The organism is Aliiroseovarius sp. M344, assembly GCF_025140835.1.
Classification (GTDB): domain Bacteria; phylum Pseudomonadota; class Alphaproteobacteria; order Rhodobacterales; family Rhodobacteraceae; genus Aliiroseovarius.
Genome location: NZ_CP081153.1, coordinates 2,146,984 through 2,165,486, shown reverse-complemented (window position 1 = coordinate 2,165,486; position 18,503 = coordinate 2,146,984). Strand labels below are relative to the sequence as shown.

The following is an 18,503-nucleotide window of genomic DNA, read 5'->3' as shown; positions in this document are numbered from 1 at the left end:
GTCGGGTGAGGTCGCCGACTTTGTCCGTATTTAAGCGCCGGTGAGTGCGGCCAGAACAAGATAGGTGATCAACGTCGCCCCGAGGCTAAGTCCCATTGGATAGTCGCGCCGTTTCCAGCTTTCCCAATCCGGTGTGGCCGCGCGCACCCAGTCCATGGTCCGCGCGATCCGGTGCAGGATGAAACCAGCGATGATCATCACCGCAAGGATCATCATGACAAGAAATGCGTCGGGCAGGGCAATAAGCGGCGCCATTGCTGCGGCGAATTTGGCATCACCAGCGCCCAGCATCCGGCCGATATTCATCACAAAGCCGATCACCAAAATGACCACCAGATGAACCCAGCGCCACAGGTATTCATCAAGCTCGAAGGCAAAAAGTCCGATCACGGCGAAAACAATGGTCAACGCCATGACCGCTTTGTTGGGGATCTTCATACGCGACAAATCGGACCACACGGCCCACAAGGCAATCGGAACTGCAAAGGGCAGAAACAGCATCGCTGCCCAACTTGTCATGGCCGTGTTCATGCCCGATTCATCCGTTCGAGACGTTGCTTTCCAGCGCTTCCAGCGCGCGGGTTGCGGCTTCGAAATGCTGGGGGTGCGTGTCTATGGCTTCCTGCAACAGGCCTTTGCCAGTTGTCACATCACCTTGCTTGATCGCGGACAAGGCCAGCGTGTGCAAAAGCTGCGCGCGTTCGACTTGGGTCATCGGAATGACCGGCAGGTCGTATTTGCGTTGTGCACCACGTGCCAAGACAAGATTATTCTTTGCTGTGAACAGTTTGTCATCATAGCTTAAAGCCTGCGAGAACAGCTGCTCAGCGCCCTTGTAATCGGCGCGGGTCAGTTTGGAATACCCCCAGTTGTTCATGACAGAACCCGGGTTGGTGGTCAGCCCAACAGCGGTTTCATAAAAGCTGTCCGCCTTTTTCCATTCCTTGTTGCTGTCCGCGATCATCGCTTCAAGCCGGTAACGGCGATAGGTCTCGTGGGTGGGTGGCACCTTGTCCAGTACGGTTTCGGCCTGCGCCCAGTCACCGGCCCGGATCAACGCATCCGCCAAGCTGACACGATCATCCGACGTGCCTTGCGAGCTTGCGACAATCTCTTTCCACACCGGCACAGCTTCCACCGGGCGTTTGGCGCGAATCAGAGATTGTGCCAGCCCTCGTTTCAGATCGATGCGACCCGGTTGAGATTCCGCTGAGCGCTTGAAATAGGCGACCGCTTCATTCGGATCCCCCACAGTCAGCATGATGTCGTTCAGATTGCTTTCGTCGATGACGTTCACATCTGCGATGGCACGTTCGACCTCTTCGCCACCCGATTTCGGCTTGTTGCAAGCGGAAAGGGCAACCGCGCTGCCAAGGCAGAGCGTCAGAAAGATGGTATGGCGCATTTTTGCGTCCTTTTACTGCTCGTGTCTTCGCTTAGATTTGCGACAGAAGTAGGTAGTCCCCTGTCCCCCGCCGAACCAGCGCGAATGTATCATTATGGTCTTGATCATAATCCGGGTTTTCCATTTTTGCGAGCGCCAAGCGCAAATTGTCACGGATTTGGGCAGATTGGCCACGATCCAGGCCAAATGCGATCTGGAAGACACGGGCTGCTTCGCCTGTTTGGCCGGTTTCCATCAATACGACACCCAAATTGTTCCATGCTGGAACAAATGTACCGTCTTTTTCTGTGGCTTGGCGCAAGATCCGTTCGGCTTGCCCCAACCGGCCCAACTGCAGATTGGCTGAGCCGATGGCTGATAAAACGTCGACTGTAATGCCCTGTTCGCTTGCGGCACGAAGATAGGCTTTCAGCGCAAGTTCATGTTCGCCAGCGGCGGTCAACCTGTGCCCAACAGTCAGACCATCCACCGCCTCTTCGCCGCGTTTGACATCAGTGGGCGCATAGGGACTGTCGGTTTTGGAAAATGGCCCTGCTCCTGGCGTGCAGGCAGGCAATGCACCAAGCGCCAAGGCGCCCATGATGATGACAAGCGCGCGGCGAGAAGCGGGACCTCTGTTGGTGATGGGACGGATGTTGGTCGTGCAGTTCGGGCGACACTTCGTCAAATGGGCCTCCTACGCGCGACCCTGAGCCAGCTCAGAAGCGAACGTTCTTTAGGGTCAAATAGATGCCGTAAACCGACGGACCAATCAGAATAATCAAAAGCGGCGGCACGGTCAGCATCATAGTGGCAAGTGTCATCTTGGTCGGCAAGGTGTTTGCCTTCTCTTCGGCGCGCATGACGCGTTTATCTCGCATCTCGCCAGCATATACGCGCAAAGCGTCCGCAATCGAGGTGCCGAACGTGGCCGACTGGATCATCACGGTCACAAAACTTGCGACATCTGGTACGCCGGAACGCTCCGACAGATCGCGCAGAACTTGGACGCGGTCTTTGCCTGCTTTCATTTCGTTGGACACGATCGAAAACTCGTCGGCCAGCGCGGGGTAGGAGGCGCGGATTTCCTTGGATACGCGCAGGATGGACTGGTCCAGCGACTGGCCAGCCTCAACACAGGTCAACATCATGTCAAGCGCGTCTGGAAATCCGTTGGTAATTTCTTCCTTGCGGGTTTCGACCCGGCGGGTGACCCAGTATTTCGGCAGCATGTAACCGCAAACGCCCGGCACGAGAATCCACAACATGCGGGCTTGGGTCGACATTTCCTGTCCGTTGGCCGTCTTGAGGATGGTCAGGAACACACCGAAAATCAGCAGGCCGATGCCAAGCGCGAACTGGGCAAAGTGGAATGTGCGCACAGCATTCTTGCCCGGATACCCGGCCTGCAACAGTTTAAGCTGAATGGCAGAGTATTCCTCTGCGTCTTGTGGTTCCAGAAAGGCCGAATATTTCTCAAGCTTGTTCGACCCAGATGCGACACGCAGGTCAACTTTCTTCCCGGCGACATTTCCGCTTTCACGGGATTTCCGCAGCTTTTCAAGCGGATCGACATTGCGGCGCAACAGGAACGGCACAGTCACAACGATCAGCACGATGCCAAGCGCGCCCACTGCCAGCAGCGGGCCAGCGGGGCCAAGAAGGTCAGTCAGAATTGCGTTGATCTGTTCCATCGAGAATACCTCTGTCAGACCTTGATATTGACCAGCATCCGCATGACGACAACGTTCGCCACAAGGAAGCCAGCAACAATCAGGCATGCTGGGATGAAGTAGGGCGTGTCACGCACCTCGTCATAATAGTTTGGCTGGATCAAGTTGATCATCACAAGCGCCAGAAGCGGGAAGCCAGACAGGAAGTTACCGGACCATTTAGCCTCGGCGGTGATCGCACGGACGCGGCGGAACAGTTTGAAACGTGACCGGATCACCTTGGCAAGGCCATCAAGGATTTCGGCCAGATTGCCGCCTGACGTTTGTTGGATGATAACTGCAACAGCCAGAAACCGCATATCTTGATTGTCCAGACGCTCGGCCATTGTCGCCAATGCTTCACCGACGTCGCGACCATAAGCGCTTTCGTCAGCAATCAAGCCCATTTCGGTGCCAAGTGGATCGGGCACCTCTTTCGCAACAATTTGCACGGCAGACGAAAAAGGGTGCCCCACCCGCAAGCTGCGAACCATCAGTTCGACAGCATCGGGCAATTGCTCTTCGATCATAGAGGTGCGTTTTTTGGCTTTGTTGTTGACCCAGATATAGACCCCACCAACGCCCATCACGATGGCAAGGCCAGCGCGTACAGGCAGCGATGCGGCGGTAGCCACGCCCAGCCCGACGAACGCAAAAATCGACAAGAACACCATGATCATTACGAGCTGAGCAGGCGTGAAGGCGATAGCCGCCTTTTGGGCCTTGGTGGCCAGCAGGGAATAGAAAGGAATACCCTGCGCCCTGACGTGTTGGCCCATCTCCTTGCGAAGTTTTTCAAGAACCTCTTCGCGCGCGGCACCTTTTTCCAGCATATCAAGGCGGCGATTGATACGGTTGTTCAGGCTGATGGATTTACCAAAGACGGTCAGATAAATGCCTTCAACCAACAGCAACACGGCCAAAAAGATCAGACCATACAGAATGGGCTCGATAGAAATGGTCATGGTCAGTCGCTCCAGGGCTCATAGATGGATGCGGGCAGGTCATAGCCCCACTGGCGGAATCGGTCGGAATAGTGCGACCGCACGCCTGTGGCATTGAAACGTCCGATGATCTTGCCATCAGGCGCCAGACCCAGTCGCTCGTAGCGGAACACTTCCTGCATCGAAATGACATCGCCTTCCATACCGGTGATTTCGGTGATCGACACCATGCGGCGCGAGCCATCCTGAAGGCGGCTGGCCTGCACGATCAGGTTCACAGCTGATGCGATCTGACTGCGTACGGCTTTGATCGGCATTTCGATCCCGGCCATAGCGATCATGTTTTCCAGACGCGATACGGCATCACGGGCCGAGTTGGCGTGGATTGTCGTCATCGATCCATCATGGCCGGTGTTCATGGCCTGTAGCATGTCGATAACTTCTTCACCGCGCGTCTCACCAACGATGATGCGATCAGGACGCATCCGAAGGGCGTTCTTCAGACAGTCCCGTTGGGACACAGCACCCTTGCCTTCGACGTTGGCCGGGCGGCTTTCCATCCGGCCTACATGGGTCTGTTGGAGTTGAAGTTCCGCCGTATCCTCGATCGTCAGGATGCGTTCAGAGTTGTCGATGAAAGATGACAAAGCATTCAGCGAGGTGGTTTTACCAGAACCGGTCCCGCCCGAAACGATCACGTTTAATCGTGTCGCCACAGCGGCTTGCAAAAAGGCGGCCATCTCTTCCGAGAAAGCGCCAAAGCTGACTAGTTCGTCAATGCCGAGCTTGTCTTTTTTGAATTTACGAATTGATACCAACGAGCCATCGACCGCAATTGGTGGAACCATCGCGTTGAAACGCGAGCCATCGGCCAAACGGGCGTCAACATGCGGGTTGGACTCGTCGACTCGACGACCAACAGCCGACACGATCTTGTCAATAATCCGCAGAAGGTGACGTTCGTCTTTGAAGGTCACATCGGTCAGTTGAAGCTTTCCTGCGCGTTCAACGAATACCTGCTGCGGACCGTTGACGAGAATATCGTTGACCGTTTCATCTTTCAAAAGCGGCTCAAGCGGGCCAAGCCCCTTCACTTCGTCATAGAGTTCCTGGTTGAGCAGAAGGCGTTCATCCCGGGTCAGGACAACATCGCGTGTGCTTAGAAATTCTGATGTAATATCAGTTATTTCCGCGCGAAGATCTTTCTCTGCCGCGCTTTCCAACGCGCCAAGATTAAGGTTGTCCAGAAGCTCTTTGTGCAGCTCGGTCTTGATTTCAGCCAGACGTTCCTTGCGCTTGCGATCTTTATCGGACTGCGGCGCGCGGGCTTCTTGCACGTTGGACTGTCTAAGGGACGAAGGTGCGGGTGCAGCAGGCTGCGCGGCCTTGGGGGCAGGGGCAGCGCCCTTGCCACCCTCAACGGTTTTCAGCTCAGGCGCTGCTTTCGCAGTTTTTGCTGTCTTACTATAGCGGGAAAACATGGCGCCTCCGGGGTCAATTAGCTGTGGCTTCGGCCTGATTCAGGTCATGAACAGATTTCGCCAGTTTGTGGATTTCTTTACGCAACGGGTTCTTTGCGGCTGCGCTGAATAGGGGCATGCCGTGATCACAAGCTTGAGTGACCGGTTTGCCGCCATCTGGCAGGTGCAGTTCAATCGAAATATCAAGGCTTTCGGCAAGACGTTTTGCCCGAGATTTCCCCGACATATCGGTGAATTTTGGGGCGCGGTTCAGCACATAGCGCAGTTTTTCGACTGGCAGCTCTTCTGATTTCAGCGCTTTAATCATCCGCAGCGCATTTTGGGCTGAACGCAGGTCAAGTTCGAGCGTGGCAAAGTACACATGCGCAGCGTGAAGAACGGTTTCCGTCCACTGCACAACTGTATTCGGCATGTCGATGACCACATAGTCAAAGTTACGGCGTGCCATTTCGACAATGCGACTAATATCTTCCGAATTCAGCATGTCCAACGGCAACATGTCGGGCGGAGCTGTCAAGACATGCAGGTCGTCCTCGTATGTCACCAAGGCTTGTGCGAAAATCTCGTGATCCATGACTTCGGTGTCGGACAGAAGTTCATAAACGACGTCGCGGCGCGGCAGATCCAAATAGGTGGCGACAGAGCCAAACTGAAGGCCAAAATCCAGCAGACACACGCGTGGTGGGGTCTTGGTCTCTTTTTTCTTCTTGGCCCGGTCCATCTGGCTAAGCTCCCAAGCCAAGTTCACCGCAAATGTGGTGGCACCAGTGCCGCCGGCCATAGGGTGGATGGCAAGGATGACCGCTTCGCGGTCGCCGTCGGCTTTTACCGGGGTTGGCTGCGCATTCGCTGCGGGTTGAACAGGCGCTTCCGGCTCAGGCGCGCGCATGCGATCGATCGCGTCGCGCAAGGCGCCTTCGGGAAGGGGGTAGGGGACGAATTCTTCGGCGCCCATTTTCAGAAGTTGGTGCAGCGCAATCGGGCTAACTTCTTCCGCGATCACGATGACCTTGATACCCTTCTCGACGGCTGCACGGATGACTCCGGCCACCTTTGAAAGATCGGTTTCATCCTGATCGTCCATTGCAATCGCGACAAACTCAAGCGCGTCGGCGTCCGGCTGGGCGAAGAACGCTAGAGCGTCGTCCAGCGACAAGTCGCCCCAAGCTTCACCAAGTTCGGCTTCCATATCCTCGATCAGAAGATCGAAGTTCTGAACATCCCGTGCGATCGTGCAAGCTACGATCGGTTCGGGGTCGGCGTGTAGCGCAACACTGCTACTCATCGTAAATTCCCTCCAGTTAGAGCCCGCTCCCAGGCGTTCTGCCATCGGTCCTTTGCCCACAAAGGTGTGCTCAAATCGAACATCGCACGCGGACTGCTCCCAATAGTTCAAAGAAGTGACAGCGAATCTGGGCAACATTGCGGCTGAAACGGCCAAATTATTCGTTCATTTGGGACGATCCCGGGTGAAACAGCGCGTCTGTTTCCCAGAGAGGAACGGCGAATGTATTCACCTTTAGCGAGATATCGCATCCGAGTCCCGCAAAGAAACGCTTATAAAGTAAGGTCTTCGTAAGGAGAGCTTGCCAGCAGCGTTCTTGGTTCTCTGCCCAGATTGCGGCGAAATTGTGGCGCGCCGTGCAAAGCTTCAGCAAAAAGGCGCGATCTTGCCGCGCCTTTTTGTGTTTTGGGTCGATCAGGGGCCCTCGCCGACAGAACCGGCAGTGCCTGCCGAGATGATCGGTATTGGTACAGCGCTGCCAACATACTCACGATAAATGACCTCGGCGTATTTGCCGTCCAGCACCGTCGGCTTGCGGCCACCCACAAAGCCGGTGACTTCTGTCACCGTACGACGGTTGCGCATTTCAGGCGCGCGCGTCACGACCAACGGGCGGGTTTCCCCATAGCTGACGACCGCTTCCAGGCGCGACCGACTGATGCCGCTGGCGACCAGATAATTCACCACCACATTTGCGCGGCGCATTCCGAGACGTTGGTTATATGAATTGGAGCCAACAAGATCGGTGTGACCATAGACACGGAAGCGTAATTCTGGGAACTGGGCAATCCAATGGGCTTGCTGGCTCAGAATTCTGCGTGCGTTGTCATCCAAGGCGGCGCTGTTAAACGCAAAATTGACCGTGTCTTGCGATTCCTGGTTGAAACGGTTGGCCATCGCGACTGCTGGATTGATCTTTCCGGTCTGAACGCCGAGGTTATAGGCCGTCGGCTGAGCGAAGTCGCCTTCGTCCAGCTGCGCACCGGCTTCGATGAACCAGGATTTCGATGCAACGTCGGCGCCGGAACATGCCGTCAAAATGGCAATCGCCGAGGTGGCTGCGAGCAATGGTTTGATACGTTTAATGGGCATCTCAGTCCTCCATCACATAGCCATAGGACCCGGAAAAGTCCTGCTGGGCCACTTCGCCCGCGGCGCCAGATTTGGGTCGGTTCTTGGCGGTAGTATTGCCGAACAGGAACAGTTCCTGCTCAGAGGGTGGCCGGATTCTGTCGGTTGGCACAGCCAAAGCCTCGCCCCGTGTCGGGGTAACAAGGTGCGCTGTAACGATAATCACCAGCTCAGATTGCGACCGTTGGTATTCGGTAGAACGGAACAGGGCTCCAAGAACCGGAATATCACCCAGCCAGGGGACAGACGCGATATTGTCTTGGAAATCATCCTCGATCAGGCCCGCAATCGCAAAGCTTTCACCATCGCGCATCTCGACCGTGGTCGAGGTTTCGCGGCGGCGGAATGCGTTGATGGAGAAACCGCCGTTATTATAGCTGACGGATTCGTCCAACCCAGACACGGCAGCCTTGAGTTGCAGGTTGATCACATCATCTGCAAGCACCGTTGGTGTGAAGGTCAATTCGACGCCGAAAGGCTTATAGGTCACGGCAATCTCGTTGTCGCCGTTGGACACGGGCAGGGGGTATTCGCCACCTGCAAGGAACGACGCCTCTTGACCTGACAAGGCGGTTAGGTTCGGCTCGGCCAAAGTCCGCACGACACCCTTGCTTTCAAGGGCTTCAAGCAGAATATTCATTCTCAGACCACCGGCGTTGAAACCAAGCACCACGCCACCCTGTGTCCCCGCGGCCACGTTGATGGGGTCCCCGGTGACGCGCCCAGCATTTGCTGGGCTTAGCATCGTCCCAGTTGCGGCATTGGCATCAAGATTTCCGATATTGCCGCCAAGCTGCAGAGAGCTTGATAGCGATTTCCGGACTGACCGTCCCATCTCGGCAAACCGCACTTTCAGCATCACTTGCTGTGTGCCACCGACCGTCATCAGGTTCGACACCCGCTCCGGTGCGTAACGTTGCGCCAGATCAAGTGCCCGATCAAGGCGTTGGATCGAGCTGACCATGCCAGAGAGCACGATCCCGTCATTGGCGGTGCGCACTTCGATCTGTTCTCCGGGAAGAATCTGGCGCAGGCGCTCTTTAAACTCTGCGATGTCGGGTGCGACATGCACCTCGACATTGGTTATCAGCTTGCCGTCTGCCCCTAGAAGGGTCAGCGTTGTGCGCCCCGGTGTCTTGCCCAGCACATAAATGGTGCGATCCGACAATGTCGAAATGTCTGCAATGCCGGGGTTGGCAATGGAGAGCTCGGCGAAGGGGACGTCGCTTTCGACGACCACTGCCCGGTTCATGGGGACCTTCAGAGCGCCTGACGGCGACCCGCTCATCACGCGCAACGTTTCAGCGGATGATGCCGCCGGTACGCCGATCCCCAGCGTTAGACCCAAAAGGGCCGCCTTAATAAAACGATCAACTTTCATGTGATCCTGCCTCTCTGACCACGTCTCGATAATATGGGCTAAGCCCACCTGACTGCTCCGGGTCTTTCGCCCAGCTTTGGGTCATTAACGCCCAATTGTGTCGCAGCCTGCGTCAGAAATCGAAAAAATGCAAGAATCAATACCTTGGTCGGCCGGCTTCATGTGGATAAGTCGCAACAGTCCAAGGTCAAAGGCCTACCCCGTTGGCGGTTGGCGTCACTCGGGGCAGGCGATTTGGGTCTCGATGATCTCTCCGCCGCGTCGTGTTCGCACGGTGCAGATCTCTTCGCGCGGCCCGACGACTTCGCCCATGATCTCGCCCTGGTCAACTTCTACAGCCGACGTAACTGACTGATCCTGAGAGCCGACCAAAGCCAAGGATAACCGGCCGCTTGACTGCGCTTGGGCCAAGGCAGCAACCTGCCGGGGTGTCACTTCAACCGTAACTGTTCGGGCGATTGTTGGTCCTGTGCGATCTGTATCTGCAATCTGGTCAATCGCGATAATATGCACGTTGGCAAGGATCAGTTTGGTGACCGCTTGTCCCGCTCCCAGTTCATCGACACCACGTCCGGTCCAATAAATATCGATACGGTCTTCGGGTCGCAGGAAGCCTGACACGCCCGAGCTGACATCAACACTGATGGCAAATGCGCGCATGCCATCCGCAAGGCGTGAAGACACGCCGGCGTCTGCGCCAGGTTTGGTCACCTTGATCTCTAGCAGGGCTTCATCCTTCTCCATCGCGCGCAGGACAGTGCGGAATTTCTTTTCGCCATCTGGGAAAATGTCTTCGATTGTAGAGAAGGTGCCCGCTGGAATTGCGTTCTCTGGCCATTTGACTGCACGAATATCGTCTGCTGTCAGCTGCTGGCCATATCGCATTTCGCTATTCACAACAAAAACGTCGACGGTCGGAACAATGCTGGCACGAGCCGCGCGTTCCGCATCAAGTTGTGTTTGAAACGCACCGATATAGTCTTTGGCCAAATAGACCGCAAAGCCAGCCAGGCCAACGCCTATGATCAGAACCAGTCCGAAGAGCAAACGCATTTAAGTTCCTTTCCCACAACGGGACGCCAAAGGCATCACACACCACCTACCTCACTTATATGTCAATGCGAATTGAGGCAATTTGAAGCATAAAGCGTGAATTTAGGGTGAATTTCACAGGAAACGGCAACAATTTCCAGTGGCATTCAAAAAGTTAATTGAAAGCACATATAAGCGGCAAGAAAAAACCGCGCCATAATGGCGCGGTTTCCCCGAATTTCAAACAATCAAGCGATTGCTTAGTGGCTCATGATCGACATCGCCGACAGCGAGGACGAGATTTTGCCAGCCAGCGACGTTGTGCCGCCCGAGACCGAAGTCAGAACCGCGATGCCGAGGCCCACGATAGCTGCGGTAAGGACGACCCAGTCTACAGTTACAGCGCCGTCTTCGTCAGCTTGGAAAGTCTTGATCAGGTTATACAGTTTCATTTTCGTTACTCCAAATAATAGTTAAGTTAGTGGCTCATGATCGACATCGCCGACAGCGATGACGAAATCTTACCGGCCAGCGACGTGGTGCCGCCTGAGACCGAGGTTAGTACTGCGATGCCGAGGCCCACGATGGCTGCGGTCAGAACGACCCAGTCCACAGTTACAGCGCCGTCTTCGTCAGCTTGGAAAGTCTTGATCAGGTTATACAGTTTCATTTTGTGTCACTCCGAAAGGTGTTGTTTCGTTTCTTTCACCTTGGCGCCTGAACTCTTGCCGTCCGCAGCGCTGCTTGGCATGAGAGCTAATAAGCCCTTTGATTGGGGCGAGAGTTGGGCAGGTTTCGTACCTTTTCTGGCTTAACGATTTTTTAATTCTTTTTGATGCCAAGCATCAGAAATTAAAGGATTAAAAAGTATGAAATTTTTTCTACGCCGTGACTTCACTGCGCGTGTGTCTGCAAATTTTGCGAACAATACAAGGTAAAACTGGCCCTTGTTGACCAAATCTGCGACAAACAGGAAAACAATTCGAGGCAGGGCAGTGAACCGCAAATGCGGCGCTTCGTGATCATAAGCGTATTTCTGACCCTTGTTATGGGGGGGCAGGCGCAGGCGGACACCACGCCAGCGCCCTTTCCAGACTTTACCTTCAAGCGTATGACCGTTCCGAAAGCAGGCGCCAAGCGGATCACCATTCAGATTGACCCCGCGGCTCAGGCGGCAGCGCTTGCGCCAAAAGTACCAGCGCCAGCGGCGGTCGAGGATGTCGGCGCTGCGGCCGCTGCGCCCGCACTTGCGCCATCAGAATGGGATTGGTTCTGGGCTGCTGTATCGCCGCGTCTGGATAAGGCCGGCCCGGCCAATGTGCGTGTAGCGCTCGATCTGCTGGAAACACAGGAGGGGATGTCGCAACCCCGACTGCAACATTTGCAGTCCATAGCGCAGGTTCACGGCACTGATATTCTGAAGGCGACGATTGGCACTCCGGTGTCACCTGCGCTGGTGCTGGCCTTGATATCGGTGGAAAGCGGCGGGCGTGTAGATGTGGAAAGCCACGCGGGTGCGCAGGGGCTTATGCAGTTAATACCCGATACCGCCGCCCGTTTCGGTGTGGAAGACAGCAACGACCCCTCGCAGAATATCAAGGGCGGTGTGGCCTATCTGAACTGGCTCATGACCTTTTTCCAAGGTGACCCTATCCTTGCGCTTGCGGGCTATAATGCGGGCGAGAATGCGGTCAAAGACAATGGCGGCGTGCCGCCATATGCCGAAACACGCGCGTATGTGCCGAAGGTGTTGGCGGCGTGGCGCGTTGCGCGCGGACTTTGTCTGACCCCGCCAGAGTTATTGTCTGACGGATGTGTATTTGCAGTGAATGGATCGTGATTTGATGGCCGACAATCTTACCAAGAAACCGTTCGTTTTAGACGTCGACGGAACTTTTTTACGCACGGATATGCTGTTTGAAAGTTTTTGGGGCGGGTTGGGTAAAGATCCGATCCAAACGATAAGAACGAGCCTTGCGCATTTTCGCGACCGCGCCCGGCTTAAAGCTGAACTGGCCAAGATCGCGGCACTGCGGACTGACTTGCTTCCCGTCGCGCCAGAGGTTTTGGAGGTCGCCCGCGCGGCGCAAGCAGAGGGGCGCGAAGTCATACTGGCCTCCGCCTCGGACCAGAGTGTCGTGGCGCAACTGGCATCGGACTACGACCTGTCCGACCGCATTTTTGCCTCGGACGGGCACACCAATTTGAAAGGCGACGCCAAAGCCGACGCCTTGGTGGCTGCGTTTGGCGAGGGCGGTTTTCACTATGCGGGCAACGCGACTGTGGACCGCGCTGTCTGGGACCATGCCGATGCTGCCTTGGTTGTGGGCGATTCACGGTCTGCTAAGGCATTGGAGGCGCAAGGCAAGCCTGTCACCTTGATCGAAGGCGGCTGGCGCATGAAAGACGTGCTGAAAAGCTTCCGGCCCCACCAATGGGTCAAGAACGTGCTGTTGTTCGTGCCGATGATTGCAGGTCACGCATTCGATCTGAACACGCTTTTGCTGGCGATCCTCGGGGTGATCAGCTTCTCGGCCGCGGCGTCGTCCATCTATCTGGTCAATGACCTTCTGGACCTCGAAGCAGATCGTCTGCATGTGAAAAAATGCAAACGTCCCTTTGCGTCAGGCGCGGTGCCGATACATGTCGGGATGGTGTCGTTCTTCGTCTTGGCGACGATTGCGCTGGGGGTGGCGGCTTACCTTGGCTGGGCCTTCTTTGGCGTGGTCAGTCTTTATATGGCGCTGTCGCTGGCCTATTCGCTCAAGCTGAAACGCATGCGCTGGGTGGATATCGCGGTGCTGGCGTCGCTTTATACCTTACGCGTCGTCGCGGGCGCTGCTGCAACAGACATTCACGTCTCTGGGTACTTGCTGGTGTTCATTTTCCCGGTATTCCTTGCGCTCGGATGCGTGAAGCGCCTGACCGAGCTCACCCTTGCCACTTCGGACGAGCGGTTGCCGGGCCGAGGCTATGGACGCCCGGACCGCCCCGATCTGCTGAACGTGGCATCATTGGGCGTCGCGGCGGCGCTGGTTGCCTTCTTCCTGTATTCCTTCACCGAACAAGCCCTGTCGCTTTACAAAACCCAATGGTTGATGTGGGTCGCAGGTCTGCCTTTGGCATGGTGGATGATCCGCATGGTGCGTCTTGGATGGCATGGCAAGCAGGACTATGACCCGATTGTCTTTGCGATGAAGGACAAGCGGGGCATTGGCTTGATGCTAATGACCATCTCGATCATGTTCTATGCGGCTGGTCTGTGGCAGGAATGGTTTGGGGTCGGTCTGCCAATACAAAATTGAATCGACGAGCGGCCAACAGCCACCCGATCTGATGCATCCCATTGGCGATGCAGTCAGGCTGAGAGATCGGGTGAGTTAAGCGAAGATTGATCCAGCCTCACTGGCCAAACGTAAACGCTCCACCAACAGAAAATGGAGTGAACCTATGAAACATATTTGCATTTGCGCCGTAACTGGCCTTGCCCTTATGGCGTCGCCTGCACTGGCCGGCAAAAACAATCCTACAGAAGCAAAAGCCATGGCGGCCGCGCTCAAAAAAGGCGGCGGTGGTAATAACTCGCCCCTGAAGGCTGCACTTGGCCTTGAAGGCAAGGGCGGCGTGGCCAGCTTCGTCTCGGGTGGCGGTTCTGGCGGATGGGGAAATGTCGGCTCGACCCTGACTGGAACCCCGGGCCAGTCGGTTTCAGGCAAATAGGCTGAAACGACAGAACAGAGGGTCCCCTGCGCGGGCGGGGGACCCTCTCGATCAGATTGACATCTTCTTGAAGATAAACTCGGGGATGTGTCGGATGATCAGCATGATATAGCGCCAGAAGAATGGCGTGTAGATCACATTGCGCTGCTTTTCGACAGCCTTCAGGAGGTCAGCAGCGACCTTCTGCGGAGAAGCGACAAGGAACATCCCCTCGATCCCCCAAGTCATTGCCGTATCGACGAACCCAGGCTTCACCGTGACCACATGGCCGCCCGCCCTGGTCAGGCGATTGCGAAGCCCAGACAGATAGGTGGCAAACCCTGCTTTGGCCGAGCCATAGACATAATTGCCAATCCGCCCACGGTCGCCAGCGACAGACCCCACGCCGATCACCGTGCCAGCGCCTCGGGCTTCGATCACAGGTGCGAGCATTGTCAGGAAGGTGGCCGGACCAGTGTGGCTGTCCTTTATGACGCCTTCGATCAGCGACGGGTCTGCGTCGATGCCCTCTTGCGAGGGCATTGAGCCCACGAAGACCGCAGCGTTGATCACACCCTCTTCGCGCGTTGCGCGGTCAATGATGGGGCGGAACGTGGAAATGTCGCGCGCGTCGAACTTTACCGCAACGGCATTGACCCCACGCGCTGACAGATCGGTGGCAGATCGTTTCAGATCCTCCATATCGCGACCCGCCAGAATAACGCTGGCCCCTTGGTCAGCCACAGCCTGCGCAAACGCACGCGCCATGGAGGACGTAGCGCCCAGAATGATCCAGCACTGGTTTTGTTTGGTCTTTGTCATATCTCTTACCCAGCCTCGCGAAGGTTCAGGCGGCGCACCATATCGGTTTGCAGCAGGCCGTCCGGGTCGGTCTTGTTGACCTGTTTCACCCAGTCGACATGTTCGGGATACATCGCCTTGATCGCGGGCCCGGTCGCTAGCGCATCTTTGGCCAGATACAGTCGACCGCCTGCGTCCACAGTCATATCTTCAAGCATCGCGATCAGGTCCACAGCCGCGTCGCGCGCCGGGAAGTCGACGGCAAGGGTATAACCCTCCATCGGGAAGCTCATATACCCTGCGCGCCCCGGTCCCATACGTTTCAAAACAGCCAGAGGCGAGGACAGGCCCGCGCCTGCGATCAGCTCCAGCATCGCTTTCAAGGCATCCGCCTGATCCAGCGGCACGACGTTCTGAAACTGGTAGAACCCACGCTTGCCATACAGCCGGTTCCAGTCGTGGATTTTGTCCAAGGGGAAGAAGAAGTCATCAATCCGTTTGACGGTCGAGCGGCCAGAGGTTGGCACCCGCCGATAATAGGCGTTGTTGAACATCCGCACGACAGGGTTGGACAGGGCGAAGCCGGGCGCATCGATCGGGATTTTTTTGGACGGCTTGGCTTTGGGCAACAGCCCGGCGGCCAGCTCGGCCTCTTCAATGACGCCGCGGCCAAGAGCGGCACCCTTGGCGGTCGTATCGATCCAGCCCACGCAATAGGTGGCTTGGCTGCCATCCAGCAAGGCAAGGTGTTCGTCCCAGTCTTCCGCGCGGCGTTCTGTGACCATCATCACGTCGCCGGGGCAGGGCTTTAGCTGCAACTTCGCCTCGGCAATGATGCCGGTCTGGCCGATGCCGCCCATCGTGGCACGGAACAGACCTGCGTTGCGGTCAGGCGTGGCGACGGTGCGCTTGTCGCCATTCAACAGCGTGACAGACAAGACATGCTGGCCAAAGCTGCCTTCATTGTGGTGATTTTTGCCGTGAACGTCCTGTGCAATGCAACCGCCCACGGTGGCAAACCCGGTGCCGGGCAGGACAGCAGGCAACCAGCCGCGCGGGGCAAAGACCTTCGCCAACTCGCCGATTGTGATGCCGGGTTCGACCGTAACGATGCCTGTTTCTGCGTCAAAGTCGATGATGCGGTTCATCCGCGTCATGTCGATGGCACGCCCGCCGTCATTCAGCGACGCATCGCCATAGGACCGGCAATTGCCAATTGCGGGCGCAGGGCTGTCAGCCGCTAGAGCCATAAGGCTGCGCGCGCGCTCTGGTCGTGCCAGTTCGGCAGTGGCGGTCAGGACGCGGCCCCAGCCAGAGTAAGTGTCAGTTTTCCAAACCATGTGTACTTCTCAAAGATGTGCGTTCGGCAACGGGGAAGATCAAAAGACCCAGCCCGATAGCGAACCAAAGGGTTGTTATGCGGATAATGGCGGTGGCAGGCAGGCTGACCTCCAACGGCACGCCCTCCATTGCCAACAAGGCGATCATGGCAGCTTCGGCACCGCCGACGCCGCCGGGGGCGCCAGTCAATCCACCTGCGAGTGTTGAAAAAACGAAAATAGCAACGGCTTTGGCAAAGCCGATATCTGCCCCCATCCACATCAGAAGAAGATGAAAGGCATAGCCTTCGGCGATCCAGCCGATGACCCCGATCAGGGCGGCCAGTGCCATCAGGGTAGGCGATGTAAAAGCAGACAGCGACAGTGATGCGCGGCGGATTTTGGCCCAGAGGCGCGCAAACCGCCCCGTGACGCGGTGACCCATCGTGGCAAGCCACCCCAACAGGCGCGGCCGTGTGGCGGCAAAGGCGGCGATCAGCGCAAGGATGGTAACCGGCAGTCCGCCCGCGATGCCGGTGGCGGAAAACGCCAACGCCAACCCAAGGATCAGAGCCATGGCCGACAGATCAGACGCCCGGTCCACCAGCACCAAGGGCGCGGTGCGCTCAAACGCCCAACCGGTCTCGCGTTTCAACCAGCGCATCCGCACAAGCTCGCCGACCCGGCCCGGTGTCACCGACATGGCAAAACCGCCAAGGAAGTGGCGCAAGTCCTGAACAAGTCCCGTTGGGAGGCCAAGTTTACGGGCAAAGATATGCCATCTCAGACCACGAAACAGGTAATTCACAAGGCTCAGCCCGAGCAGTGCCATGAACTGGATCCCAGTCAGTTTTGAGAGCTGTGCCCGTGTTTCGTCCCAGCCAGTTGCTGCGGCCAACCCGATCAGGCCGACCAGTACCAGACCGAACAATCCAAGCAACACCAGCGTGTCGCGCAAACGCCGGTTCGGGCTTGCGTTACGCGCAGATTGTTTCCCTGCGGTGGATGATATGGGGCTTACGCTGCTCATTGTCATTGCCCGGCTTATGGCGGCGGATTGCGGCGAGAATATGAAAGCTTCGTTGCAAAAGCGAGGGGAATAAAGCGTTTCGCGTAAAACCAAACTCACAGGATATTCGGGAAACGCCCACAATGTTCATATGTTGCGCGGCGCCTCGCCTTTCCCCTACCTCAGGTAAACGGCGAGACGCTTTAGATGCCGACAAGTCGGCTACGGTCGGGTCAGCAACAGGTCTGTCAGGGCGCAGTTTGATCGGACGCCCGCATAACACGGACCAGTCGCAGGTCGGACGGTGCTATCTGAGCGCGCGATCTGTCGTGCGGGCAGCGTCCCGCGCCAAGCTTTGCGACACAACTTGACCTTCATGTCCGCGCAGTTCGACATAGGCCAGATCACCCTGTCTGGTGAGCAGCCCGGGGAAGATGGCATCAAGCTCAGCAATCTGCGGGTCGGTCAACGTGGACAACGCCACATCACCAAGGTGAAGCGTCTCAGTGGGGCAGCTGTTGGCGAAGATAATCTCGTGTTGATCCAGCACCAGATGCCAGTACTCCAACTCGTCAACCTCGTCGCGGCACTCATAGATATTGCGCCCATTCACAAGGCTTTTTGCGCTGGCAAGGGCTTTTTCCTGAGCCAGAAGAAGATCAATGAAAGGACCTTCCAGAAGTATCCGGTGCTGGGGTGAAACGCGCAGTGTTTTGCTAGGCACACCGGGTGCAAATGTGTCCGGGGCGATCGCGATAGGTTCGATTTGCGAATTGCCGCGCCGCCGGTCAATCGACACTTTGGAGGCGGATATCCAGCGCAGGGGTTGCAGACCATTGTCGCGCGTCATGACAAGATCACCAACGCGCAATGTCTCGATCCGGCGCGGGCCGTGTTCGGTCAGGATATCGGTGCCGCGGGCAAAGCACACCTCGGTTTCGCCAAAGATCGTGATCGTCACCTGATGGGTGTCGACGACCGCCGTGCCATTAACTGTCGAGTTGGTGCCGTCGAAGGATGTGTCAAAGACACGGATGTTGAAAGTGACGTCAAGGCTTTGGCCGGCATCGAGACTATCCAAAGCCGGGTCGTCGCTGTCGACAACGAAGCTCCACGTATACCCGCCTTCACCGTTGGCTGTATTTTGGGTGATTGTTAAGGTGCCAAAGGAGGGCGCGGAAAGGATCGAATAGCCACCCGCCAACCAACTATAAATTCCGGGCTCGGTGTTGGTCACACTGCCGCTGGTACTAAAATTACCTGTCCCGCGGAAACCTTCAGTCATCGAGGCTGTTGTTGGTCCTGACAGACTGACCATGACAGTT

The 18,503-nt window shown here is 56.6% G+C and carries 19 protein-coding genes; 3 read left to right on the top strand and 16 right to left on the bottom strand.

Annotated elements, in window-relative coordinates:
- Positions 1-30: 30 nt before the first annotated feature.
- From K3556_RS10540 to K3556_RS10485, 12 genes are all read right to left on the bottom strand, one after another.
- On the bottom strand, positions 31-531 hold the full coding sequence (locus tag K3556_RS10540; RefSeq protein WP_260516748.1) for a prepilin peptidase: 501 nt from the start codon (positions 529-531) through the stop codon (positions 31-33).
- A 7-nt stretch (positions 532-538) separates the two neighbouring features.
- Entirely contained in the window at positions 539-1,405 is an 867-nt protein-coding gene (locus tag K3556_RS10535) for a lipopolysaccharide assembly protein LapB (protein ID WP_260516747.1), read from the bottom strand.
- A gap of 31 nt (positions 1,406-1,436) precedes the next feature.
- Positions 1,437-1,985 carry a tetratricopeptide repeat protein gene (locus K3556_RS10530; protein WP_409557777.1) on the bottom strand — a complete coding sequence of 183 codons (549 nt, stop codon included), beginning with the start codon at positions 1,983-1,985 and terminating at the stop codon, positions 1,437-1,439.
- Positions 1,986-2,103: 118 nt separating this feature from the next.
- Positions 2,104-3,078 (bottom strand): type II secretion system F family protein, encoded by a 975-nt coding sequence (locus K3556_RS10525; RefSeq protein WP_260516745.1) that lies wholly within the window; start codon positions 3,076-3,078, stop codon positions 2,104-2,106.
- A 14-nt stretch (positions 3,079-3,092) separates the two neighbouring features.
- Positions 3,093-4,061: a type II secretion system F family protein gene (locus K3556_RS10520; RefSeq protein WP_260516744.1), complete on the bottom strand. Its 969-nt coding sequence runs from the start codon at positions 4,059-4,061 to the stop codon at positions 3,093-3,095.
- Positions 4,062-4,063: 2 nt separating this feature from the next.
- The gene (locus tag K3556_RS10515; protein ID WP_260516743.1) at positions 4,064-5,521 is read right to left on the bottom strand and encodes a CpaF family protein; all 1,458 of its coding nucleotides are present in this window, start codon (positions 5,519-5,521) and stop codon (positions 4,064-4,066) included.
- Between the two features lie 13 nt (positions 5,522-5,534).
- A complete protein-coding gene (locus K3556_RS10510; protein ID WP_260516742.1) occupies positions 5,535-6,806 on the bottom strand; it encodes a CpaE family protein in 1,272 nt (423 codons plus the stop codon).
- Positions 6,807-7,220: 414 nt separating this feature from the next.
- Positions 7,221-7,898, bottom strand: a complete 678-nt coding sequence (locus K3556_RS10505; protein ID WP_260516741.1) for an OmpA family protein — start codon at positions 7,896-7,898, stop codon at positions 7,221-7,223.
- A 1-nt stretch (position 7,899) separates the two neighbouring features.
- Positions 7,900-9,318 (bottom strand): type II and III secretion system protein family protein, encoded by a 1,419-nt coding sequence (locus K3556_RS10500; protein WP_260516740.1) that lies wholly within the window; start codon positions 9,316-9,318, stop codon positions 7,900-7,902.
- Positions 9,319-9,534: 216 nt separating this feature from the next.
- Positions 9,535-10,371, bottom strand: a complete 837-nt coding sequence (cpaB, locus tag K3556_RS10495) for a Flp pilus assembly protein CpaB (RefSeq protein ID WP_260516739.1) — start codon at positions 10,369-10,371, stop codon at positions 9,535-9,537.
- Positions 10,372-10,610: 239 nt separating this feature from the next.
- A complete protein-coding gene (locus K3556_RS10490) occupies positions 10,611-10,802 on the bottom strand; it encodes a Flp family type IVb pilin (RefSeq protein ID WP_260516738.1) in 192 nt (63 codons plus the stop codon).
- A gap of 26 nt (positions 10,803-10,828) precedes the next feature.
- Positions 10,829-11,020, bottom strand: a complete 192-nt coding sequence (locus tag K3556_RS10485) for a Flp family type IVb pilin (protein ID WP_260516738.1) — start codon at positions 11,018-11,020, stop codon at positions 10,829-10,831.
- 336 nt (positions 11,021-11,356) lie between these two features.
- Here K3556_RS10485 and K3556_RS10480 point away from each other — a divergent pair, with 336 nt between their 5' ends.
- The 3 genes from K3556_RS10480 to K3556_RS10470 all read left to right on the top strand — a co-directional run bounded on the left by K3556_RS10480 (position 11,357) and on the right by K3556_RS10470 (position 14,070).
- Positions 11,357-12,190, top strand: a complete 834-nt coding sequence (locus K3556_RS10480; RefSeq protein ID WP_409557747.1) for a lytic transglycosylase domain-containing protein — start codon at positions 11,357-11,359, stop codon at positions 12,188-12,190.
- Positions 12,180-13,655, top strand: coding sequence for a UbiA family prenyltransferase (locus K3556_RS10475; protein WP_260516737.1), 1,476 nt, complete (start codon positions 12,180-12,182; stop codon positions 13,653-13,655). The genes K3556_RS10480 and K3556_RS10475 overlap by 11 nt, the downstream gene beginning before the upstream one ends.
- A gap of 145 nt (positions 13,656-13,800) precedes the next feature.
- The gene (locus K3556_RS10470) at positions 13,801-14,070 is read left to right on the top strand and encodes a hypothetical protein (RefSeq protein WP_260516736.1); all 270 of its coding nucleotides are present in this window, start codon (positions 13,801-13,803) and stop codon (positions 14,068-14,070) included.
- 51 nt (positions 14,071-14,121) lie between these two features.
- On the opposite strand, the gene K3556_RS10465 is transcribed toward K3556_RS10470, so the two are convergent.
- The 4 genes from K3556_RS10465 to K3556_RS10450 all read right to left on the bottom strand — a co-directional run bounded on the left by K3556_RS10465 (position 14,122) and on the right by K3556_RS10450 (position 18,496).
- Complete coding sequence (locus K3556_RS10465) at positions 14,122-14,871, bottom strand: SDR family oxidoreductase (RefSeq protein ID WP_260516735.1); 750 nt, start codon at positions 14,869-14,871, stop codon at positions 14,122-14,124.
- Between the two features lie 5 nt (positions 14,872-14,876).
- A complete protein-coding gene (locus K3556_RS10460) occupies positions 14,877-16,190 on the bottom strand; it encodes an FAD-dependent oxidoreductase (RefSeq protein WP_260516734.1) in 1,314 nt (437 codons plus the stop codon).
- Positions 16,174-17,199, bottom strand: coding sequence for a YbhN family protein (locus K3556_RS10455; RefSeq protein WP_260516733.1), 1,026 nt, complete (start codon positions 17,197-17,199; stop codon positions 16,174-16,176). The genes K3556_RS10460 and K3556_RS10455 overlap by 17 nt, the downstream gene beginning before the upstream one ends.
- A gap of 286 nt (positions 17,200-17,485) precedes the next feature.
- Positions 17,486-18,496 (bottom strand): Hint domain-containing protein, encoded by a 1,011-nt coding sequence (locus K3556_RS10450; RefSeq protein ID WP_260516732.1) that lies wholly within the window; start codon positions 18,494-18,496, stop codon positions 17,486-17,488.
- Positions 18,497-18,503 lie beyond the last annotated feature (7 nt).

Excerpts from the sequence above, each read along its gene's own strand:
- K3556_RS10540 (WP_260516748.1), bottom strand. The coding sequence starts at position 531 with ATGAACACGGCCATGACAAGTTGGGCAGCGATGCTGTTTCTGCCCTTT.
- K3556_RS10535 (WP_260516747.1), bottom strand. The coding sequence starts at position 1,405 with ATGCGCCATACCATCTTTCTGACGCTCTGCCTTGGCAGCGCGGTTGCC.
- K3556_RS10530 (WP_409557777.1), bottom strand. The coding sequence starts at position 1,985 with ATGGGCGCCTTGGCGCTTGGTGCATTGCCTGCCTGCACGCCAGGAGCA.
- K3556_RS10525 (WP_260516745.1), bottom strand. The coding sequence starts at position 3,078 with ATGGAACAGATCAACGCAATTCTGACTGACCTTCTTGGCCCCGCTGGC.
- K3556_RS10520 (WP_260516744.1), bottom strand. The coding sequence starts at position 4,061 with ATGACCATTTCTATCGAGCCCATTCTGTATGGTCTGATCTTTTTGGCC.
- K3556_RS10515 (WP_260516743.1), bottom strand. The coding sequence starts at position 5,521 with ATGTTTTCCCGCTATAGTAAGACAGCAAAAACTGCGAAAGCAGCGCCT.
- K3556_RS10510 (WP_260516742.1), bottom strand. The coding sequence starts at position 6,806 with ATGAGTAGCAGTGTTGCGCTACACGCCGACCCCGAACCGATCGTAGCT.
- K3556_RS10505 (WP_260516741.1), bottom strand. The coding sequence starts at position 7,898 with ATGCCCATTAAACGTATCAAACCATTGCTCGCAGCCACCTCGGCGATT.
- K3556_RS10500 (WP_260516740.1), bottom strand. The coding sequence starts at position 9,318 with ATGAAAGTTGATCGTTTTATTAAGGCGGCCCTTTTGGGTCTAACGCTG.
- cpaB (WP_260516739.1), bottom strand. The coding sequence starts at position 10,371 with ATGCGTTTGCTCTTCGGACTGGTTCTGATCATAGGCGTTGGCCTGGCT.
- K3556_RS10490 (WP_260516738.1), bottom strand. The coding sequence starts at position 10,802 with ATGAAACTGTATAACCTGATCAAGACTTTCCAAGCTGACGAAGACGGC.
- K3556_RS10485 (WP_260516738.1), bottom strand. The coding sequence starts at position 11,020 with ATGAAACTGTATAACCTGATCAAGACTTTCCAAGCTGACGAAGACGGC.
- K3556_RS10480 (WP_409557747.1), top strand. The coding sequence starts at position 11,357 with ATGCGGCGCTTCGTGATCATAAGCGTATTTCTGACCCTTGTTATGGGG.
- K3556_RS10475 (WP_260516737.1), top strand. The coding sequence starts at position 12,180 with ATGGATCGTGATTTGATGGCCGACAATCTTACCAAGAAACCGTTCGTT.
- K3556_RS10470 (WP_260516736.1), top strand. The coding sequence starts at position 13,801 with ATGAAACATATTTGCATTTGCGCCGTAACTGGCCTTGCCCTTATGGCG.
- K3556_RS10465 (WP_260516735.1), bottom strand. The coding sequence starts at position 14,871 with ATGACAAAGACCAAACAAAACCAGTGCTGGATCATTCTGGGCGCTACG.
- K3556_RS10460 (WP_260516734.1), bottom strand. The coding sequence starts at position 16,190 with ATGGTTTGGAAAACTGACACTTACTCTGGCTGGGGCCGCGTCCTGACC.
- K3556_RS10455 (WP_260516733.1), bottom strand. The coding sequence starts at position 17,199 with ATGAGCAGCGTAAGCCCCATATCATCCACCGCAGGGAAACAATCTGCG.
- K3556_RS10450 (WP_260516732.1), bottom strand. The coding sequence starts at position 18,496 with ATGGTCAGTCTGTCAGGACCAACAACAGCCTCGATGACTGAAGGTTTC.